Raw genomic sequence first — 19,628 nt, 5'->3', positions numbered from 1 at the left:
AAAATCACGCTTTTTTTACACGACATCTTTACTCACAAAGAATCATGGTTAAATTCTGACCGCTATTTTGTTCGGTTATCCCTTGATTTGCATCAAATTAGAAACAGCAATACCTCCTAATGTGACCGCAATTACTCACACAAACCTTGAGGTGTTTATGTCTCAGTCATCCGCCAACGTGCAGAAATCAGGGGCGTTAATCACGGACTGGCGTCCTGATGAGCCGGAATTCTGGCAAATTCGCGGTCATCGCATTGCCAGCCGTAATCTGTGGATCTCGGTTCCGAGCCTCCTGCTGGCGTTTTGCGTCTGGATGTTGTTCAGTGCTGTTGCGGTCAATCTTAATAAAGTCGGCTTTAACTTTACGACCGATCAGCTGTTTATGCTGACGGCGTTGCCTTCAGTCTCCGGCGCGCTGCTGCGCGTGCCTTACTCTTTCATGGTGCCAATTTTTGGCGGCCGCCGCTGGACCGCTTTTAGCACCGGCATTCTGATTATTCCCTGCGTCTGGCTGGGCTTTGCGGTGCAGGACACCAGTACGCCATTTAGCACGTTTATCACTATTTCCCTGCTGTGCGGCTTCGCCGGCGCGAACTTTGCCTCCAGCATGGCAAATATCAGCTTCTTCTTCCCTAAATCAAAACAGGGCGGGGCGCTGGGGATTAACGGCGGGATGGGTAATCTCGGCGTGAGCGTAATGCAGCTCATTGCCCCGCTGGTGATTTCGCTGTCCATGTTTGCCGCATTTGGCGGCACCGGCGTGGCTCAGGCAGATGGCACCATGCTGTTCCTTGAAAACGCCGCGTGGATTTGGGTGCCTTTCCTTGCGGTTTTCACCCTTGCTGCCTGGTTTGGCATGCACGATCTGTCCGCGTCAAAAGCTTCTTTGCGTGCACAGCTACCGGTACTTAAACGCGCTCACCTGTGGATTATGGGGCTGCTGTACCTGGCAACCTTCGGCTCGTTTATCGGTTTCTCTGCCGGTTTCGCGATGCTGTCAAAAACCCAGTTCCCGGAGGTGCAAATCCTGCATTTCGCCTTCTTCGGTCCGCTGGTGGGTGCGCTGGCGCGTTCTGCCGGCGGCGCCATTTCTGACCGCTGGGGCGGCACGAAAGTCTCGCTGATTAACTTTGTCTTTATGGCTGTGTTCAGCGTGCTGCTGTTCACCACGCTGCCGCACAATGGCGTGGGCGGAAACTTCATCGCCTTCTTCGGCGTCTTCCTGATGCTGTTCCTGACGGCCGGTCTGGGCAGCGGGTCTACCTTCCAGATGATCTCCGTTATCTTCCGTAAGCTCACTATGGAACGCGTGAAGGCTGAAGGCGGTACGCCGGAGCAGGCGATGCGAGAAGCGGCAACGGACACCGCAGCGGCGCTGGGTTTTATCTCGGCGATTGGTGCAGTAGGCGGGTTCTTTATTCCTAAGGCATTCGGGACTTCGCTGACGCTGACCGGTTCGCCGGCAGGCGCGATGAAAGTCTTTGTGGTGTTTTACATAGTTTGCGTGGTGATTACCTGGGCCGTCTATGGCCGTAAATCATCCCGCTAACCGATTGACCTTTTGGTTATCCCTTGCGCAGCTTCGGCTGCGCTTTTTTCAGCTGTTAATTAGTTACAACATACTAAAAGGAGGGCGGCATCCGTTTTAAAGGCGGTGTCTGCAGGGGGAATGCCACATCTACCCCTTAATACCTCCACCGCAGTTTTTTCTACTCACTGCAAATCGAAATTCAAAATAACGTTATTAAAAACAATGGGTTATCTTTATGAGACGGTATACCCTTTGGTGGTATATGGCACAGTTTGTCCGACAAATAGCCTCTACACAGTTGATCGTTATCAATTATCCCGCCATATGAGCGCGTTACCGTGCCTGCAAATCAGCAATGTCGATTTCATAAGATAGAGCCTCCAGGCTCCACATCAGGAGAACTCCGATGAGCAAGTTTCTTGACCGGTTTCGTTACTTCAAACAGAAGGGCGACACCTTTGCCGATGGGCATGGCCAGCTGCTCGATACCAACCGCGATTGGGAAGAAGGCTACCGCCAACGTTGGCAGCACGACAAAGTCGTGCGCTCCACCCACGGCGTAAACTGCACCGGCTCCTGTAGCTGGAAGATTTATGTAAAAAGCGGCCTGGTCACCTGGGAAACCCAGCAAACCGACTACCCGCGTACTCGCCCTGATATGCCAAACCATGAGCCACGCGGCTGCCCTCGCGGCGCCAGCTACTCCTGGTATCTCTACAGCGCTAACCGCCTGAAATATCCGCTGATGCGCAAGCGTCTGATTAAGCTGTGGCGCGAAGCGAAAACCCAGCATGCCGATCCGGTTAACGCCTGGGCCTCTATCATCAACGACCCGGAAAAAGCAAAAAGCTATAAACAAGCCCGCGGTCGCGGTGGCTTTGTCCGCTCAAGCTGGCAGGAAGTGAACGAGCTGATTGCAGCGGCAAACGTCTTTACCGCAAAAACTTTCGGCCCGGACCGTATCGCTGGTTTCTCGCCGATTCCTGCTATGTCGATGGTTTCCTATGCTTCCGGCGCGCGTTACCTTTCCCTGATTGGCGGCGCCTGCCTGAGCTTCTACGACTGGTACTGCGATTTACCACCCGCGTCGCCAATGACCTGGGGCGAGCAAACCGACGTGCCGGAATCCGCTGACTGGTACAACTCCAGCTACATTATCGCCTGGGGTTCAAACGTCCCGCAGACTCGTACACCGGATGCTCACTTCTTTACAGAGGTGCGTTACAAAGGCACCAAGACCGTTGCGGTGACGCCAGATTACGCTGAAATCGCCAAGCTGTGCGATCAGTGGCTGGCCCCGAAACAGGGCACCGACGCTGCAATGGCGCTGGCGATGGGCCACGTTATGCTGCGCGAGTTCCATCTGGACAACCCAAGCCAGTACTTTACCGATTACGTGCGTCGTTACACCGACATGCCAATGCTGGTGATGCTCGAAGAGCGTGACGGTTTTTATGCTGCCGGCCGTATGCTGCGCGCATCCGATCTGGTGGATGGTCTGGGTCAGGAAAACAACCCGCAGTGGAAAACCGTTGCCGTGGATAACCAGAGCGGCGATCTGCTGGCGCCGACAGGCTCCATCGGCTACCGCTGGGGCGAGAAGGGCAAATGGAACCTGGAGCAGCGCGACGGCACCAGCGGTGAAGAAACCGAGCTGCGTCTGAGCCTGCTTGGCAGCCATGATGAAGTGGCCGACGTTGGCTTCCCGTACTTCGGCGGTGAAAGCAGCGAACACTTCAGCAACGTTAAGCTTGATAATGTGCTGATGCATAAGCTGCCGGTAAAACGCATTCAGCTGGCCGATGGCGCAAGCGCGTTAGTGACCACCGTTTACGATCTGACCCTGGCGAACTATGGCCTGGAGCGTGGTCTGCACGATGAAAACTGTGCGACCAGCTACGATGATGTGAAAGCTTATACTCCGGCGTGGGCCGAGCAGATCACCGGCGTTTCCCGTCAGAATATCGTCCGTATCGCCCGCGAATTCGCAGATAACGCGGATAAAACGCATGGCCGTTCGATGATCATCGTCGGTGCCGGTATGAACCACTGGTTCCACATGGACATGAACTACCGCGGCCTGATCAACATGCTGATCTTCTGCGGCTGCGTCGGGCAGAGCGGCGGCGGCTGGGCACACTACGTGGGCCAGGAAAAACTGCGTCCGCAAACCGGCTGGACACCGCTGGCGTTTGCCCTTGACTGGCAGCGTCCGCCGCGTCATATGAACAGCACCTCGTTCTTCTATAACCACTCCAGCCAGTGGCGTTACGAGTCGTTAACGGCGGAAGAGCTGCTTTCTCCTCTGGCGGATAAATCCCGCTACAGCGGTCATCTGATTGACTTTAACGTGCGCGCCGAGCGCATGGGCTGGCTGCCATCCGCCCCGCAGTTAAATACCAACCCGCTGACCATTGCGGCCCAGGCGAAAGCGGCTGGCATGTCCCCGGCGGATTACACCGTACAGCAGTTGAAAAGCGGCGACCTTCGTTTTGCGGCGGAGCAGCCGGATGCGGGTAATAACCACCCGCGTAACCTGTTCGTCTGGCGTTCAAACCTGCTGGGTTCTTCCGGTAAGGGCCATGAATACATGCTTAAGTATCTGCTGGGTACTGAGAATGGTATTCAGGGTAAGGACCTGGGCCGTGAAGGCGGCGTAATGCCGGAAGAAGTCGAGTGGGTAGACAACGGCCTCGACGGCAAGCTGGATCTGGTGGTGACGCTGGACTTCCGTCTGTCGAGCACCTGTCTGTATTCCGATATCGTCCTGCCTACCGCGACCTGGTATGAGAAAGACGATATGAATACTTCGGATATGCATCCGTTTATTCACCCGCTTTCTGCGGCCGTCGACCCGGCCTGGGAGTCGAAGAGCGACTGGGAAATCTATAAAGCCATCGCGAAGAAATTCTCTGAGGTGTGCGTCGGTCATCTGGGCAAAGAAACCGACGTGGTGACGCTGCCGATTCAGCATGACTCCGCCGCAGAGCTGGCGCAGCCGTTTGGCGTGATGGACTGGAAAAAAGGCGAATGCGACCTGATTCCTGGTAAAACCGCTCCGCATCTGATGGTGGTAGAGCGTGACTATCCGGCAACTTACGAGCGCTTCACCTCTATCGGCCCGCTGATGGAAACCATCGGCAACGGCGGCAAAGGTATCTCCTGGAACACCCAGGCCGAAATGGATCTGCTGCGTAAGCTGAATTACACCAAGGCAGAAGGCCCGGCGAAAGGCCAGCCGATGATCAACTCGGCGATCGATGCCGCAGAAATGATCCTCACGCTTGCGCCGGAAACCAACGGCCAGGTGGCGGTGAAAGCCTGGGCCGCGCTCAGCGAATTTACCGGTCGCGACCATACGCACCTGGCTCATCCTAAAGAAGAAGAGAAAATTCGCTTCCGCGATATCCAGGCCCAGCCGCGCAAAATTATCTCCAGCCCGACCTGGTCCGGCCTTGAAGATGAGCACGTTTCTTATAACGCCTGCTACACCAACGTACACGAGCTGATCCCGTGGCGCACGCTGTCTGGTCGCCAGCAGCTGTATCAGGATCATCAGTGGATGCGCGACTTCGGCGAAAGCCTGCTGGTTTACCGCCCGCCGATTGATACCCGCTCGGTGAAAGGCGTGATGGGTAAAAAATCCAACGGTAACCCGGAAAAAGCGCTGAACTTCCTGACGCCGCACCAGAAATGGGGCATTCACTCAACCTACAGCGATAACCTGCTGATGCTGACGCTGTCGCGCGGCGGGCCGATTGTGTGGATGAGTGAAACCGATGCCAAAGATTTGGGCATCGAAGATAACGACTGGATTGAAGTGTTCAACAAAAACGGCGCGCTGACCGCGCGTGCGGTAGTCAGTCAACGTGTGCCGGAAGGCATGACGATGATGTACCACGCCCAGGAACGTATCGTGAACCTGCCGGGTTCTGAAATCACCGGCCAGCGCGGCGGGATTCATAACTCGGTCACCCGTATCAGTCCGAAACCAACGCATATGATCGGCGGCTACGCGCAGTTGGCCTACGGCTTTAACTACTACGGCACGGTGGGTTCAAACCGCGATGAGTTCGTCGTGGTGCGTAAGATGAAAAATATTGACTGGTTAGACGGTGAAGGTAATGACCAGAAACAGGAGAGCGTAAAATGAAAATTCGTTCACAAGTCGGCATGGTGCTGAATCTTGATAAGTGCATCGGCTGTCACACCTGTTCTGTGACCTGTAAAAACGTCTGGACCAGCCGCGAAGGGATGGAGTACGCGTGGTTTAACAACGTGGAAACCAAACCGGGTATCGGCTATCCGAACGACTGGGAAAACCAGGAGAAATGGAAGGGCGGCTGGATCCGTAAAATCAACGGCAAACTACAGCCGCGCATGGGCAACCGCGCCATGCTGCTGGGTAAAATTTTCGCTAACCCGCATCTGCCGGGTATCGATGATTACTACGAGCCGTTTGACTATGACTATCAGCATCTGCATAACGCGCCGGAAGGCAAGCATCAGCCGATAGCGCGTCCGCGCTCGCTGATCACCGGTCAGCGGATGAATAAAATCGAAGCAGGTCCGAACTGGGAAGAGATTCTCGGCGGCGAATTTGAAAAGCGCGCCAAAGATCAGAACTTCGAGAATATGCAGAAGGCGATGTACGGCCAGTTCGAAAATACCTTCATGATGTACCTGCCGCGCCTGTGCGAACACTGCCTTAACCCGGCCTGTGTGGCAACCTGCCCGAGCGGTGCCATCTATAAGCGTGAAGAAGATGGCATTGTGCTTATCGACCAGGATAAATGCCGCGGCTGGCGTATGTGCGTTACCGGCTGCCCGTACAAAAAGATCTACTTCAACTGGAAAACCGGCAAATCTGAGAAGTGCATTTTCTGCTATCCGCGTATCGAAGCGGGTATGCCGACAGTGTGTTCCGAAACCTGCGTAGGGCGTATTCGTTACCTCGGCGTGGTCCTTTACGATGCGGATGCCATTGAAGAAGCGGCAAGCACCGAGCACGAGAAAGACCTCTATGAGCGTCAACTGGGCGTGTTCCTTAATCCGAACGACCCGGCCGTTATCGAACAGGCCTTGAAAGATGGCGTTCCACAAAGCGTTATTGATGCCGCTCAGAAGTCGCCGGTTTACAAAATGGCCATTGACTGGAAGCTGGCTCTGCCGCTGCACCCGGAATACCGCACGCTGCCGATGGTCTGGTATGTGCCGCCGTTGTCGCCAATTCAGTCTGCGGCCGACGCGGGCCAGTTGCCGCACACCGGTATTCTGCCGGACATAGAAAGCCTGCGTATTCCGGTTGAATATCTGGCAAACCTGTTGACCGCGGGCGATACCGCACCGGTGATTAGCGCGCTCAAACGTATTATGGCGATGCGTCACTATAAACGTGCTGAAACCGTAGACGGCGTCCACGATATCAGCGCCCTGGAAGAGGTTGGGCTGAGCGAAGCCCAGGCGCAGGAAATGTATCGCTATCTGGCTATTGCCAACTACGAGGATCGCTTTGTTATTCCAACCAGCCACCGCGAGCTGGCGGCGGATGCGTTCCCTGAGCGTAACGGCTGTGGTTTCAGCTTTGGCGACGGCTGTCACGGCAGCGACAGCAAATTCAATCTGTTCAATAGCAAACGCATTGACGCTATTGATGTATCCAATAAAACGGAGCCGCGCGCATGATTGAACTACTGATTGTTTCACGCCTGCTTGAGTATCCGGATGCTGCCCTGTGGCAGCATCAACAGGAGCTACGCGATGCGCTGACAGAAGGTGACGCGTTAAGTGTGCGCCAGGCTGCTTTGCTTGATGACTTTATCACCAGGCTGTGTAGCCGGGATCTGCTGGATGCGCAGGCAGGCTATAGCGAGTTGTTCGACCGCGGTCGTGCAACGTCTCTGCTGCTGTTTGAACACGTTCACGGTGAATCACGCGATCGCGGTCAGGCGATGGTTAATCTGATGGGGCAGTACGAGCAGGCCGGTATGGAAATCGACAGCCGCGAGCTGCCGGATCACCTGCCGCTGTATCTTGAATACCTGTCGCAGCGAACCGCTGGGGAAGCGCGTGGTGGCCTGCAGGATGTCGCGCCGATTCTGGCCTTGCTGAGCGCGCGTCTGAAACAGCGTGAAAGTGATTATGCCGCGCTGTTTGATGTGCTGCTTGGCCTGTCGGAAAGCGACGTTGCGGTTGACAGCGTAAGCAAACAAATCGCCAACGAAGCCCGCGACGATACGCCACAGGCGCTGGATGCGGTATGGGAAGAAGAACAGGTTAAGTTTATTGCCGACCAGGGCTGCGGTGAGTCTGAAATTACCAGCCATCAGCGTCGTTTTGCCGGAGCTGTGGCTCCGCAGTATCTGAATATTGGAGGAGAGTGATAATGCATTTTCTGAATGTGTTCTTCTATGACATCTATCCGTACCTTTGCGGTACGGTATTCCTGCTGGGCAGCTGGCTGCGCTATGACTACGGCCAGTATACGTGGAAAGCAGGCTCCAGCCAGATGCTCGACAGGAAAGGCATGAACCTGGCGTCAAACCTGTTCCATATCGGGATTCTGGGAATTTTTGCCGGCCATTTACTCGGTATGCTGACCCCGCACTGGATGTACGAGTCATTCTTACCGGTTGATGTGAAGCAGAAAATGGCGATGATTGCCGGTGGCGCCTGTGGCGTGCTGACGCTGGTGGGCGGTTTGCTGCTGCTTAAACGTCGCCTGTTCAATCCACGTATCCGCGCGACGTCTACCGTCGCCGATATTCTTATCTTAAGCCTGCTGATGATTCAGTGCGCGCTGGGTCTGATTACCATTCCTTTCTCAGCGCAGCATATGGACGGCAGCGAGATGATGAAGCTGGTAGGCTGGGCGCAGTCGGTTGTGACCTTCCAGGGCGGCGCATCTGCGCATCTGGACGGCGTGGCGTTTATCTTCCGCATGCACCTGGTGCTGGGTATGACGCTGTTCTTACTGTTTCCGTTCACCCGCCTGGTGCATATATGGAGCGCGCCGGTAGAATATCTGACGCGCAGGTATCAGGTTGTTCGCGCTCGTCGCTGAATACTTAATAATTGATGACGAATACCCGGCTTTGGTCGGGTATTTTTTTGCGTGTGCGCCGCGCGGGTGACGCTCACGCTCACGCTTACCCGCCCTACAAAACCTGAACCGATGGATTGCAGGGTAGGTAAGCGAATAATCAATGCACGGTTATGCGTAGGGGGCATAATCGAATGCGCCATCCATCGAAAAGTTGGACAGGTTAGGTAGGTTACATCCTTTCCTGATGGGAATATGGAATATGTGCGATTCGAAAAGTTGAGAGTTACTAAAAGATTGTGGCGAAAAGGGTGACCGCGCAGCGCGCGTTCTCACTGACGTGAGTCGAACCTTAATCGAAGCTTCTCATCCTTCCCCATCGGGAATATATGGAAGATTGTGCGTGTTTGAATGTCTGGGGTAACTAAAAGATGGTGGCGGGGGAAGGATAAACGTTGCTGGCGCCCGTTCTCTCGCACTGGCTCGAGTCGAACCTTAATCGAAGCTTCTCGTCCCTCCCCATCGGGAATATGAAAGATTGTGCGATTTGAATGTCTGGGGTAACTAAAAGATGGTGGCGGGGGAAGGATAAACGTTGCTGGCGCCCGTTCTCTCGCACTGGCTCGAGTCGAACCTTAATCGAAGCTTCTCGTCCTTCCCCATCGGGAATATGAAAGATCGTGCGATTTGAATGTCTGGGGTAACTAAAAGATGGTGGCGGGGGAAGGATAAACGTTGCTGGCGCCCGTTCTCTCGCACTGGCTCGAGTCGAACCTTAGTCGAAGCTTCTCGTCCTTCCCCAACGGGAATATGGAAGATTGTGCGCGTTTGGCGTGCCTGGATTTGCTTTGCAATATGGTGGCGGGGGAAGGATTCGAACCTTCGAAGTCGATGACGGCAGATTTACAGTCTGCTCCCTTTGGCCGCTCGGGAACCCCGCCAGGGGTATTTCATTTTGGGATAAACCAGACTGGAGCTGGTTATCAGAACGAAGTGGGAAGGATGATCGTTGCTAAAGCAACGTTGTCTCACTGCGTTCGACTCGAACCTTAATCGAAGCTTCTCATCCTTCCCATGTATGTTCTGGAAGAGAGTTGCTCGTCTGATGATTAGTACGAGTTTGTAGATGGTGGTGGGGGAAGGATTCGAACCTTCGAAGTCGATGACGGCAGATTTACAGTCTGCTCCCTTTGGCCGCTCGGGAACCCCACCACGGGGTATAGATATTTAAGTCAAAAACCAGCTTACTAATTACTGCCACTTTGGCGGTGGGAGGATAAACGTTGCTGTCGCCACGTTCTCTCGCATCGCTCGAGTCAAACCTTCGAAGTCGATGACGGCAGATTTACAGTCAGCTCCCTGATGATCGCTCGGGAACTCCACCACGGGGCCTACCCTTTACTGGTCTGCTTCCTTAGCTGGAGGCGGGGCGCATCATATCAAATGAAGCGTCGCTGTAAAGCTTTCGCTGTAAGAAAATGAATCGTTTGCCGTTTTTTTACGCGTAACGTTGTAAAGCTAAACGATTCATCCGCGGGTAATTACAAAATAATAGTGCGGTTGCCGTAAACAAACACGCGCTGGGCCAGCACCTGATACAGGGCACGGCTCAGAACATTTTTTTCCACGTCGCGGCCTGCGCGCATCATATCTTCTGCGGTATAGGTGTGATCCACGTGAATCACGTCCTGCATGATGATCGGGCCTTCATCCAGATTGTCATTCACGTAGTGCGCAGTGGCACCGATAATCTTCACGCCGCGCTCATACGCCTGGTGATAAGGGCGTGCGCCGATAAATGCCGGCAGGAACGAGTGGTGAATATTGATTATCTGATTCGGGAAGCGTGACACGAACGAAGGGGTAAGCACGCGCATGTATTTCGCCAGTACTACATAGTCTGGTTCGTAAGCGGCAATGGCGTCTGCCATCTGCGTATCGTGTTCCTCGCGAGTCATGCCTTCATGACTGACAAGCTGGAAGGGGATATCGAAGCGTTCTACCAGCGTGCGTAACGTGTCGTGATTGCCGATAACGGCAGCTATTTCAACGTCCAGACCGCCGTAGGTGGCTTTCATCAGCAGATCGCCCAGACAGTGGGCTTCTTTGGTAACCAGAATAACGATGCGGCGATGACCTGCTGGCGTCAGTTCGCGCACGGAGCCTTCGGGCAACGCTCCGTCCAGGTCGGCAAGCAGGGTGGTGTCGTTAAAGATCCCTTCAAGTTCGGTGCGCATGAAAAAGCGGCCGGTGCGGTGATCGACGAACTCGTTGTTTTGCACGATATTTAATTCGTGCTTGTAACAGATGTTGGTGATTTTGGCGATCAGACCCTTTGCGTCAGGGCAGATAGTGCGAAGTACTTTTCGTTGCAGTGCTTGCATCGCTTGGTAAATCCTGTGAACGGTGTTTGCTAAATAAGAGTGTGGTTACGGCCCGGAAGCTTACCGCCCACAACATTTTTTAAATTTTTTCCCCGAGCCGCATGGGCAAGGGTCGTTACGACCCAACTGAGGGCGCGTACCGTCGATATAATACCACCGACCAGATTCTTTTAAAAAACGGGAACGTTCGATAACGGCGCTTTCACGGCCTTGATCTGCAAAACGCGCTACAAAACTAACATATCCTTCGTTACTGCTCAGGCCATTAGCCTCTTCAAAGATGGTTAAACCGAGCCACTGCGTGCCGGTAAAACTGGCAGAAATATCAGCTCGTAGCGTTTCATGGCGCGCTTCCGGATGCCATGTTGCAAGCAGATATTCCGCGTCCTGCATCACATATGCACAATAGCGTGAACGCATAAGCTGTGCCGGTGTCATAGGCAGGCTGTCGCCGCGTAGGTAAGGCTGGCAACATAGGCTATACTCCAAACCGCTGCCACAGGGACAAAGTTGCGCCACAGTAACTCCTTAAAAAGTAATCGGCGTGATGACGCCAGGCAGCGCTATGTTAACTGAGCATTGGCGAAGGCGCCACGGGATGCAAATCCTGAAGAGATTGACCGAGGCGGAATGAGACAGGTAAAAATCGGCCTGGCGTTAGGGTCGGGAGCAGCAAAAGGTTGGGCACATATTGGCGTGATCAATGCGTTAAAGCGGGCAGGTATACAGATTGATATCGTTGCGGGTTGTTCGGTAGGGGCGCTGGTTGGCGCTGCTTACGCCTGCGATCGGTTATCCGTCATGGAACATTGGGTAAGATCGTTTGGCTATTGGGACGTTTTACGTCTGATGGACCTTTCCTGGCGTCGCGGAGGTTTACTGCGCGGCGAAAGAGTTTTTAACAACGTTCGCAAAATTATCCCCGAAGAATCAATCGAAGGTTGCCATCTGCGCTTTGGATCCGTGGCGTGTAATCTGAGTACCGGTCGTGAACTTTGGTTTACCGACGGCGATCTGCATCAGGCTGTACGCGCCTCGTGCAGTATGCCGGGCCTTCTTTCACCGGTGAGCTATAACGGCTACTGGCTGGTGGATGGCGCGGTGGTGAATCCAGTTCCTGTCTCGCTAACGCGTGCGCTTGGCGCGGATATCGTTATCGCTGTAGATTTGCAGCATGACGCCCATCTGATGCAACAGGATTTACTGTCCATAAATGTAAGCGGGTCGATAAAAGAAGACGTTGGGCAATCCACCACCTGGCACGGTCGTCTGCGTGAGCAACTGGGAAAAATGAAAACCCGGCGAGCCTTCACGTCGCCGACGGCAATGGAAATCATGACCACCTCGATTCAGGTGCTGGAAAACCGTCTGAAACGTAACCGCATGGCGGGCGATCCGCCGGATATTTTACTGCAGCCGTTCTGCCCGCAAATCTCTACGCTGGATTTCCATCGTGCAGCGGAAGCCATCACTGCCGGGTCTCAGGCGGTAGAAAAAAAGATGGATGAACTGTTGCCGCTGGTTCGTACCCATGACTGAACGTTGGGATTTTATACATCTTCAGGTAATTCTGACGGGCGCTCAGAGCCATACCATGCCACTATTTATTGATTATCAGGCAGAGGAGAGAGCATGACACAGCCACTTGCGGGGAAACAGATTCTCATCGTTGAAGATGAGCCCGTTTTCCGCTCCCTTTTGGATAGCTATCTCTCCTCGCTTGGTGCCGTCACCTCTTTAGCGCGGGACGGTATTGATGCGCTGGAAAAAATGCTGGGCGTGTCGCCCGATCTGCTGATCTGCGATCTGGCTATGCCGCGCATGAACGGGTTGAAACTGGTTGAGCATATTCGTAACGAAGGCAATCAGCTTCCTATCCTGGTGATTTCCGCGACGGAAAATATGTCGGATATCGCTAAAGCGCTGCGCCTGGGCGTGCAGGACGTGCTGCTAAAACCGATAAAAGACCTCAATCGCCTGCGTGAAACCGTCTTCGCCTGCCTCTATCCAACAATGTTTAACTCTCGTGTCGAAGAAGAAGAGCGTCTCTTCCAGGACTGGGATGCGTTGGTGAGTGACCCACAGGCCGCCGCAAAACTGCTTCAGGAATTGCAGCCGCCGGTTCAGCAGGTCATGTCCCATTGCCGGGTTAACTACCGTCAGCTTGTCGCCGCCGATGAGCCAGGCCTTGTGCTTGATATCGCACCGCTCTCTGAAAACGATCTCGCGTTTTATTGTCTGGACGTCACGCGTGCCGGAGATAACGGCGTGCTGGCCGCATTATTGCTGCGTGCGCTCTTTAACGGTCTGCTTCAGGAACAGCTTTCCCATCAGCGCCAACGCTTGCCGGAATTAGGTAATTTGCTTAAACAGGTGAACCAGTTATTGCGTCAGGCAAATCTGACCGGACAATTTCCGCTCATCGTTGGCTATTATCACAGCGCATTAAAAAACCTCATTCTGGTTTCCGCCGGTCTTAATGCAACCTTAAATACCGGCGAGCATCAAATTCAGGTCAGTAATGGTGTGCCATTAGGAACTTTGGGTAATACTTATCTGAATCAAATCAGCCAGAGTTGTGATGCCTGGCAGTGTCAGGTATGGGGTGCAGGCGGTCGTTTACGCTTAATGTTGTCTGCGGAATGAGCACCTGAGCCACTGATTACATTTAGTTTTTCTCCCCCGTCTGGGCTGGTGATAATATCGCATCATACCGATTCGTATTAGTCTTAAATTACCCGCGCGGCGGGTAATCAGCGGCAGATTTAGATTTTAAGCTGATATACTCGAACGCGTTTTTAAATTGACGAACAAGTTTACCACTTGACCAGTCCAGGAGGTTTTTCAATGGCTGCCATTAATTCTAAAGTTAGAAAAGCAGTAATCCCTGTTGCGGGATTGGGAACGCGTATGTTGCCAGCTACTAAGGCAATACCGAAAGAGATGCTGCCGCTGGTAGATAAACCATTAATTCAGTATGTCGTGAACGAATGTATTGCGGCGGGAATTACTGAAATTGTTCTGGTGACGCACTCTTCGAAAAATTCCATCGAAAACCACTTCGATACCAGCTTCGAGCTGGAAGCCATGCTGGAAAAACGCGTGAAGCGTCAGCTACTGGATGAAGTTCAGGCGATTTGCCCGCCGCACGTCACTATTATGCAGGTCCGTCAGGGGCTGGCCAAAGGCCTGGGCCATGCGGTGTTGTGTGCTCATCCCGTGGTCGGCGACGAGCCCGTAGCGGTTATTCTGCCGGACGTTATCCTCGACGAATTTGAATCCGATCTTTCCCAGGATAACCTGGCAGAGATGATTAAACGTTTTGATGCTACCGGTTACAGCCAGATTATGGTTGAGCCTGTAGAAGATGTTACCGCCTATGGCGTAGTTGACTGTAAAGGCGTTGAGCTAAACGAAGGCGACAGCGTGCCGATGGTCGGTATCGTTGAGAAACCTAAAGCCAGCGTTGCCCCATCGAATCTTGCCGTGGTCGGGCGCTATGTCCTGAACGCCGACATCTGGCCGCTGCTGTCCAAAACGCCTCCGGGCGCGGGCGACGAAATTCAGCTGACCGACTCTATCGCTATGCTGATGGAAAAACAGACCGTTGAAGCCTACCACATGAAAGGCGTGAGCCATGACTGCGGTAACAAACTGGGCTACATGCAGGCGTTTGTGGAATACGGCATCCGTCACCAGACCCTCGGCGAAGATTTCAAAGCCTGGCTTGAAGAGACCGTTGGCACGAAGAAGTAATTCAATTCAACGCAGGATAGAAAGATGAAAGTTACCGTATTTGGTATCGGCTACGTTGGGCTTGTCCAGGCCGCAGTGCTTGCAGAAGTCGGCCATGAAGTTATGTGTATCGATGTCGATGTAAAGAAAGTAGAAAACCTGAAAAACGGCGAGATCCCGATCTTTGAGCCGGGTCTGACGCCGCTGGTGAAGAAAAACTACGAAGAAGGCCGTCTCTCATTCAGCACCGACGCTGAAATGGGCGTGCATCATGGCGAGATGCAGTTTATCGCCGTGGGGACACCGCCAGACGAAGACGGCTCTGCGGATCTGAAATACGTGGCCGCAGTCGCCCGCACCATCGCGCAGTACATGACTTCTCATAAAGTGGTGCTGGATAAATCTACTGTTCCCGTGGGCACGGCGGATAAAGTTCGCAGCGTAATGGAGCAAACGCTTAAAGAGCGCGGCGAAACTATCCCGTTTGACGTCGTCTCAAACCCTGAATTTCTTAAAGAGGGCGCCGCAGTTTCTGACTGTATGCGTCCTGAACGTATCGTCATTGGTACGGATAACGAAGATGTGGTGGACCTGCTGCGTGAACTCTACGAGCCGTTTAACCGCAACCACGATCGTATGATCCTGATGGATATCCGCAGCGCCGAGCTGACCAAGTATGCCGCTAACTGTATGCTGGCGACCAAAATCAGCTTTATGAACGAGATTTCAAACCTGGCGGAACGGTTAGGCGCCGACGTTGAAAAAGTGCGTCAGGGCATTGGTTCCGATCCGCGTATTGGCTATCACTTTATCTATCCTGGCTGCGGTTACGGCGGTTCTTGCTTCCCGAAAGACGTGCAGGCGCTGATTCGTACCGCCGAACAAATTGGCTACCAGCCACGCCTGCTGCAGGCGGTTGAGCAGGTTAACCATGCGCAAAAGATGAAGCTTCCTGAATTTATTCATCGTCATTTTGGTGAAGACCTGAAGGGCAAAACCTTCGCGCTGTGGGGGCTTTCTTTCAAACCTAATACCGATGATATGCGTGAGGCCTCCAGCCGCGTCCTGATGGAAGCGCTGTGGGAACGCGGGGCGCAGGTGCAGGCGTATGATCCAGAAGCTATGGATGAAACCCAGCGCATCTACGGCCACCGTAGCGATCTGAAGCTAATGGGCACGAAAGAAGCTGCGCTTCAGGACGCGGATGCGCTGGTTATTTGTACCGAATGGCAAAGCTTCCGTGTGCCGGATTTTGATGCCATCAAGAAATCCCTGAAGCAACCCGTTATCTTTGACGGCCGTAACCTGTATGATCCTGAAAGACTCAGCAAACGCGGTTTTGTTTATTACGCAATTGGCCGCGGAGCATCTATCAATATTGCATAATAAATGAGGGTTGTATGAAATTTCTGGTTACCGGCGCAGCAGGCTTTATTGGATTTCATGTTAGCGAGCGTCTGCTTGCTGCCGGTCACCAGGTTATCGGTATTGATAACCTGAATGACTATTATGATGTTAACCTCAAGCTCGCCCGTCTTGATTTACTTAAACCCCATTCCCGTTTTCAGTTCGAAAAAATTGATCTTGCCGACCGCAGCGCGATGGAGCAGCTATTTGCTATCCAGCAGTTCGATCGCGTCATTCATCTGGCCGCGCAGGCGGGTGTACGTTATTCAATCGATAACCCTCATGCTTATGCCGATTCAAACCTAACCGGGCATCTGAATGTGCTGGAAGGTTGTCGCCATAATAAAGTGGGGCATTTGCTGTATGCCTCATCCAGTTCCGTGTATGGGTTAAATCGTAAGCTGCCATTCTCAACCGATGATTCCGTCGATCATCCGGTCTCTTTATATGCCGCGACCAAAAAAGCCAACGAATTGATGTCGCACACCTATTCACATTTATATGGCTTACCGACAACGGGGCTGCGCTTTTTCACCGTTTATGGCCCGTGGGGTCGTCCGGATATGGCGTTATTTAAATTCACCCGCGCAATCGTTGAGGGTAATAGTATTGATGTATACAACCACGGGCAAATGCGCCGTGACTTTACTTACATTGATGATATTGCCGAAGCGATCGTGCGTTTGCAGGATATCGTTCCGCAAACCGATGCTTCATGGACGGTTGAACAAGGCTCGCCGGCAACCAGTTCTGCACCTTATCGCGTATATAACATTGGTAATAGCGATCCGGTGACGCTGATGGATTATATTACCGCGCTTGAAACCGCGCTGGGCAAGGTTGCGCAGAAGAATATGATGCCGATGCAGCCGGGTGACGTGCTGGAAACGAGCGCCGATACGAGCGCGTTATATGATGCCATAGACTTTAAGCCGGAAACCTCTGTCGCAGACGGCGTAGCGCGTTTTGTTGAATGGTATAAAACATTCTACAAAGTAAGCTAATCAGGAAAAAGGAAGCGGCGGCTTCCTTTTTTATTGCAGGCATAAAAAAATCCCGCCGGGGCGGGATTTAATAAGCAGCACACTTAAAGCATAAGGCTCAGGCAATCAGGAAATCTTCCAGTTTTTTGCCCTGATCTTCCATTGCTTTTTTGATTACGGCAGGAGTACGACCCTGACCAGTCCAGGTTTTGGTTTCGCCGTTTTCGTCAATGTACTGATATTTAGCCGGACGTGCAGCACGCTTAGCTTTGCCTGCTGATTTAACAGCAGCCATACTGTTCAGCAATTCGTTAGGATCGATACCGTCTGCAATCAGCATTTCACGGTATTGTTGCAGTTTACGGGTACGCTCTTCAATTTCTGCAGCCTGTGCATTTTCTTCTTCACGGCGTTCATTAACTACAACTTCTAATTTCTCCAGCATTTCTTCCAGAGTTTCGAGAGTGCATTCTCTTGCCTGTGCACGAAGAGTACGGATGTTGTTCAGAATTTTAAGTGCTTCGCTCATTTTAGTAATCTCAAACTTATATTAGGGTGGCTTGTTGGAGTAATAATAGTGCCTTAAATTAACTTCTGCAATAGGGGGAAATGTAAGGATGCCAAAATTTCAGGTTATTTACCGCTTTTATTAAACTCCGCTAACTTAAATTTGGCTTGACGTGACCCACAAAAAAAGAGGTGTAACTCACTTTTTCAACAACAGCTCCGGGAGCAACGGCAGGGGGTGAACTTAGAAAAATTGCGGTTATGTAGCATCAATGGCTAAATACCCGCCTTCGGTATTATTGCTTTAATGGCTGAATATTCTTAATGAGGTGATATTAATTAATGTTGTATTAAATTGCATGGCTGCATTAAAAAGGCTGAAAACTCTGGGCGTTAGAGGGGCTTTACGGCAGAGCCAACAGGCTTATATGATGCAGCGTTCTTTAGAAATCGCTTATATATCACCATTCGCACAGCTAACGTTCAAAGAGCGCACTGTGGCACAGGCCGGGGCTGCGGCTTATGGTATAATCCCCTTGTTAACAATATTTACACTTTAACTTAGGTTATCTGCGAATGGCGCAACTCTATTTCTACTACTCGGCGATGAATGCCGGAAAATCCACGGCGTTACTTCAGTCTTCCTGGAATTATCAGGAAAGAGGTATGCGTACACTGGTCTATACCGCAGAAATTGATAATCGGTATGGTTCAGGAAAGGTAAGTTCGCGTATCGGCTTGTCGTCGCCTGCGAAACTGTATAACCCCTCTACGTCGCTGTTTGATGAAATCCGTAATGAGCACGAAGGTGCGCCCGTACATTGCGTTCTGGTTGATGAGAGCCAGTTCCTGACGCGTGAACAGGTGCATGCTTTATCAGACGTGGTGGATGAATTAGATATTCCCGTATTATGCTACGGCCTGCGCACTGATTTCCGCGGAGAGCTGTTTAGCGGAAGTCAATATTTGCTGGCATGGTCAGATAAACTGGTAGAGCTAAAGACTATTTGCTTCTGTGGCCGTAAAGCCAGCATGGTTTTACGTCTGGACAGCGAAGGGAGGCCTTATAATCAGGGCGAGCAGGTGGTCATCGGCGGCAATGAGCGTTACGTCTCGGTTTGCCGTAAGCATTATAAAGAGGCCCTGCAAAAAGGCTCTCTGCAGGCTATCCAGCACGATTAGCTTTGCGACAGCAGAGTTGCAAAAAAAGCAGCAGAATATTAACGACCGTCTGAGCAAAATTTTTCTGAAGATATAAAAAAACCGCCGAGGCGCTGAGGAGTCCCCATAAACCAGCGCTAATAAACCAGCATCATATTTCGGTAGGTTCTGGCGAGGTGGTTAAGAATGGTGCTCAGCACCTTTCGTTTTAACATTAGCGGAGAATGTCGCAGGCCATTCTCCGCTAACCTCCGATATGAAATTATCCGCCGTGATTTAACGCCGTTGGCCTGGTATCCAGGGGTAAGCCTTTATTTTCAGCGTGATAACCAATAAGCCACAGCACTATGTATTCAGCGTTGCCAGCAGGCTCAGGACCAGCATTCTTCCCGGCGAACGACTGTAACCGGTACGCAGACCGAACCCGAAGCGTTCACTTTTCCCATCCCGGTAAAAATAATCCGTCATACCGCGCACCTGCTGCGCGCAAGCGTGCCTGGTCCTGGATAGTCCGATTTGCTGCTGGCCTGTAATGCCTGACGCCTGAAGCAGTCTTCGCCTTTGCTGTTCAGGCGCATCCGGATATTGCCTCTGATAAGGTCGATAAAATCCCATCCGGGCGATTTGATATGCCGAAAACATACGTTCTGCAAGCCTGCATCGGTACGATGATGATCCTGACCTTTGGGTTCACCGCCCCGGCAAGGGCATCCATAAAAGCCTTCTGTATCGGTGAGTTCTGCTGTTTTCCTGATGAGATAATCCAGTTGGGAACGCCCGTCACAAAGCAGGCTGGCGCGAAGCATCTACTATTCCTGAGACGGATAACCACTCCAGTCAGCAGCAATAACACAGCGATAATTTTTAGGTCAGCATAG

The 19,628-nt window shown here is 52.5% G+C and carries 15 protein-coding genes, 2 tRNA genes, 1 other RNA gene and 1 pseudogene; 11 read left to right on the top strand and 8 right to left on the bottom strand.

Features of this window, described 5'->3' with window-relative positions; translation table 11 throughout:
* The first annotated feature begins 157 nt into the window (after positions 1-157).
* The 5 genes from E2L00_RS04220 to narI all read left to right on the top strand — a co-directional run bounded on the left by E2L00_RS04220 (position 158) and on the right by narI (position 8,594).
* A complete protein-coding gene (locus tag E2L00_RS04220; protein WP_167607387.1) occupies positions 158-1,549 on the top strand; it encodes a NarK family nitrate/nitrite MFS transporter in 1,392 nt (463 codons plus the stop codon).
* Positions 1,550-1,937: 388 nt separating this feature from the next.
* Positions 1,938-5,684 (top strand): nitrate reductase subunit alpha, encoded by a 3,747-nt coding sequence (locus tag E2L00_RS04215; RefSeq protein ID WP_167607384.1) that lies wholly within the window; start codon positions 1,938-1,940, stop codon positions 5,682-5,684.
* A complete protein-coding gene (narH, locus tag E2L00_RS04210) occupies positions 5,681-7,216 on the top strand; it encodes a nitrate reductase subunit beta (protein WP_167607381.1) in 1,536 nt (511 codons plus the stop codon). Before E2L00_RS04215 ends, narH begins: the two co-directional genes overlap by 4 nt.
* Positions 7,213-7,914, top strand: a complete 702-nt coding sequence (gene narJ / locus E2L00_RS04205; protein WP_167607379.1) for a nitrate reductase molybdenum cofactor assembly chaperone — start codon at positions 7,213-7,215, stop codon at positions 7,912-7,914. Before narH ends, narJ begins: the two co-directional genes overlap by 4 nt.
* Before the next feature lie 2 nt (positions 7,915-7,916).
* Positions 7,917-8,594: a respiratory nitrate reductase subunit gamma gene (narI, locus tag E2L00_RS04200; protein ID WP_167607377.1), complete on the top strand. Its 678-nt coding sequence runs from the start codon at positions 7,917-7,919 to the stop codon at positions 8,592-8,594.
* Positions 8,595-9,145: 551 nt separating this feature from the next.
* On the opposite strand, the gene E2L00_RS22065 is transcribed toward narI, so the two are convergent.
* From E2L00_RS22065 to E2L00_RS04180, 5 genes are all read right to left on the bottom strand, one after another.
* Positions 9,146-9,247: non-coding RNA, RtT sRNA (locus tag E2L00_RS22065), on the bottom strand.
* 182 nt (positions 9,248-9,429) lie between these two features.
* Positions 9,430-9,514, bottom strand: a tRNA-Tyr gene (locus E2L00_RS04195).
* A 186-nt stretch (positions 9,515-9,700) separates the two neighbouring features.
* A tRNA-Tyr gene (locus E2L00_RS04190) sits at positions 9,701-9,785 on the bottom strand.
* A 329-nt stretch (positions 9,786-10,114) separates the two neighbouring features.
* Positions 10,115-10,957, bottom strand: a complete 843-nt coding sequence (gene purU, locus E2L00_RS04185) for a formyltetrahydrofolate deformylase (protein WP_167607375.1) — start codon at positions 10,955-10,957, stop codon at positions 10,115-10,117.
* Positions 10,958-11,017: 60 nt separating this feature from the next.
* On the bottom strand, positions 11,018-11,476 hold the full coding sequence (locus E2L00_RS04180; protein ID WP_167607373.1) for a YchJ family protein: 459 nt from the start codon (positions 11,474-11,476) through the stop codon (positions 11,018-11,020).
* A 111-nt stretch (positions 11,477-11,587) separates the two neighbouring features.
* Here E2L00_RS04180 and rssA point away from each other — a divergent pair, with 111 nt between their 5' ends.
* The 5 genes from rssA to E2L00_RS04155 all read left to right on the top strand — a co-directional run bounded on the left by rssA (position 11,588) and on the right by E2L00_RS04155 (position 17,103).
* Positions 11,588-12,496, top strand: coding sequence for a patatin-like phospholipase RssA (rssA, locus tag E2L00_RS04175; protein WP_167607370.1), 909 nt, complete (start codon positions 11,588-11,590; stop codon positions 12,494-12,496).
* Positions 12,497-12,589: 93 nt separating this feature from the next.
* The gene (rssB, locus tag E2L00_RS04170) at positions 12,590-13,603 is read left to right on the top strand and encodes a two-component system response regulator RssB (protein ID WP_167607367.1); all 1,014 of its coding nucleotides are present in this window, start codon (positions 12,590-12,592) and stop codon (positions 13,601-13,603) included.
* A 201-nt stretch (positions 13,604-13,804) separates the two neighbouring features.
* A complete protein-coding gene (gene galU / locus E2L00_RS04165; RefSeq protein WP_167607364.1) occupies positions 13,805-14,713 on the top strand; it encodes a UTP--glucose-1-phosphate uridylyltransferase GalU in 909 nt (302 codons plus the stop codon).
* A gap of 24 nt (positions 14,714-14,737) precedes the next feature.
* Complete coding sequence (locus E2L00_RS04160) at positions 14,738-16,078, top strand: UDP-glucose dehydrogenase family protein (protein WP_167607361.1); 1,341 nt, start codon at positions 14,738-14,740, stop codon at positions 16,076-16,078.
* Positions 16,079-16,092: 14 nt separating this feature from the next.
* The gene (locus E2L00_RS04155) at positions 16,093-17,103 is read left to right on the top strand and encodes an NAD-dependent epimerase (protein ID WP_167607359.1); all 1,011 of its coding nucleotides are present in this window, start codon (positions 16,093-16,095) and stop codon (positions 17,101-17,103) included.
* A gap of 97 nt (positions 17,104-17,200) precedes the next feature.
* Here the strand turns inward: E2L00_RS04155 and hns are convergent, their stop codons facing one another.
* Positions 17,201-17,611 carry a histone-like nucleoid-structuring protein H-NS gene (hns, locus tag E2L00_RS04150; protein ID WP_121268858.1) on the bottom strand — a complete coding sequence of 137 codons (411 nt, stop codon included), beginning with the start codon at positions 17,609-17,611 and terminating at the stop codon, positions 17,201-17,203.
* A 554-nt stretch (positions 17,612-18,165) separates the two neighbouring features.
* On the opposite strand from hns, the gene tdk reads away from it, so the two are divergent.
* Positions 18,166-18,771 carry a thymidine kinase gene (gene tdk / locus E2L00_RS04145; RefSeq protein WP_167607356.1) on the top strand — a complete coding sequence of 202 codons (606 nt, stop codon included), beginning with the start codon at positions 18,166-18,168 and terminating at the stop codon, positions 18,769-18,771.
* 116 nt (positions 18,772-18,887) lie between these two features.
* On the opposite strand, the pseudogene E2L00_RS21930 reads toward tdk, so the two are convergent.
* Positions 18,888-19,200 (bottom strand): annotated as a pseudogene (locus E2L00_RS21930) (IS4 family transposase); the annotation flags it as partial.
* 14 nt (positions 19,201-19,214) lie between these two features.
* Positions 19,215-19,556: a hypothetical protein gene (locus tag E2L00_RS21925; RefSeq protein ID WP_420808827.1), complete on the bottom strand. Its 342-nt coding sequence runs from the start codon at positions 19,554-19,556 to the stop codon at positions 19,215-19,217.
* Positions 19,557-19,628: the final 72 nt, after the last annotated feature.

Source organism: Cedecea colo, assembly GCF_011808225.1.
GTDB classification, from domain to species: Bacteria; Pseudomonadota; Gammaproteobacteria; order Enterobacterales; family Enterobacteriaceae; genus Dryocola; species Dryocola colo.
This window is presented reverse-complemented; position numbering and strand designations above follow the sequence as displayed.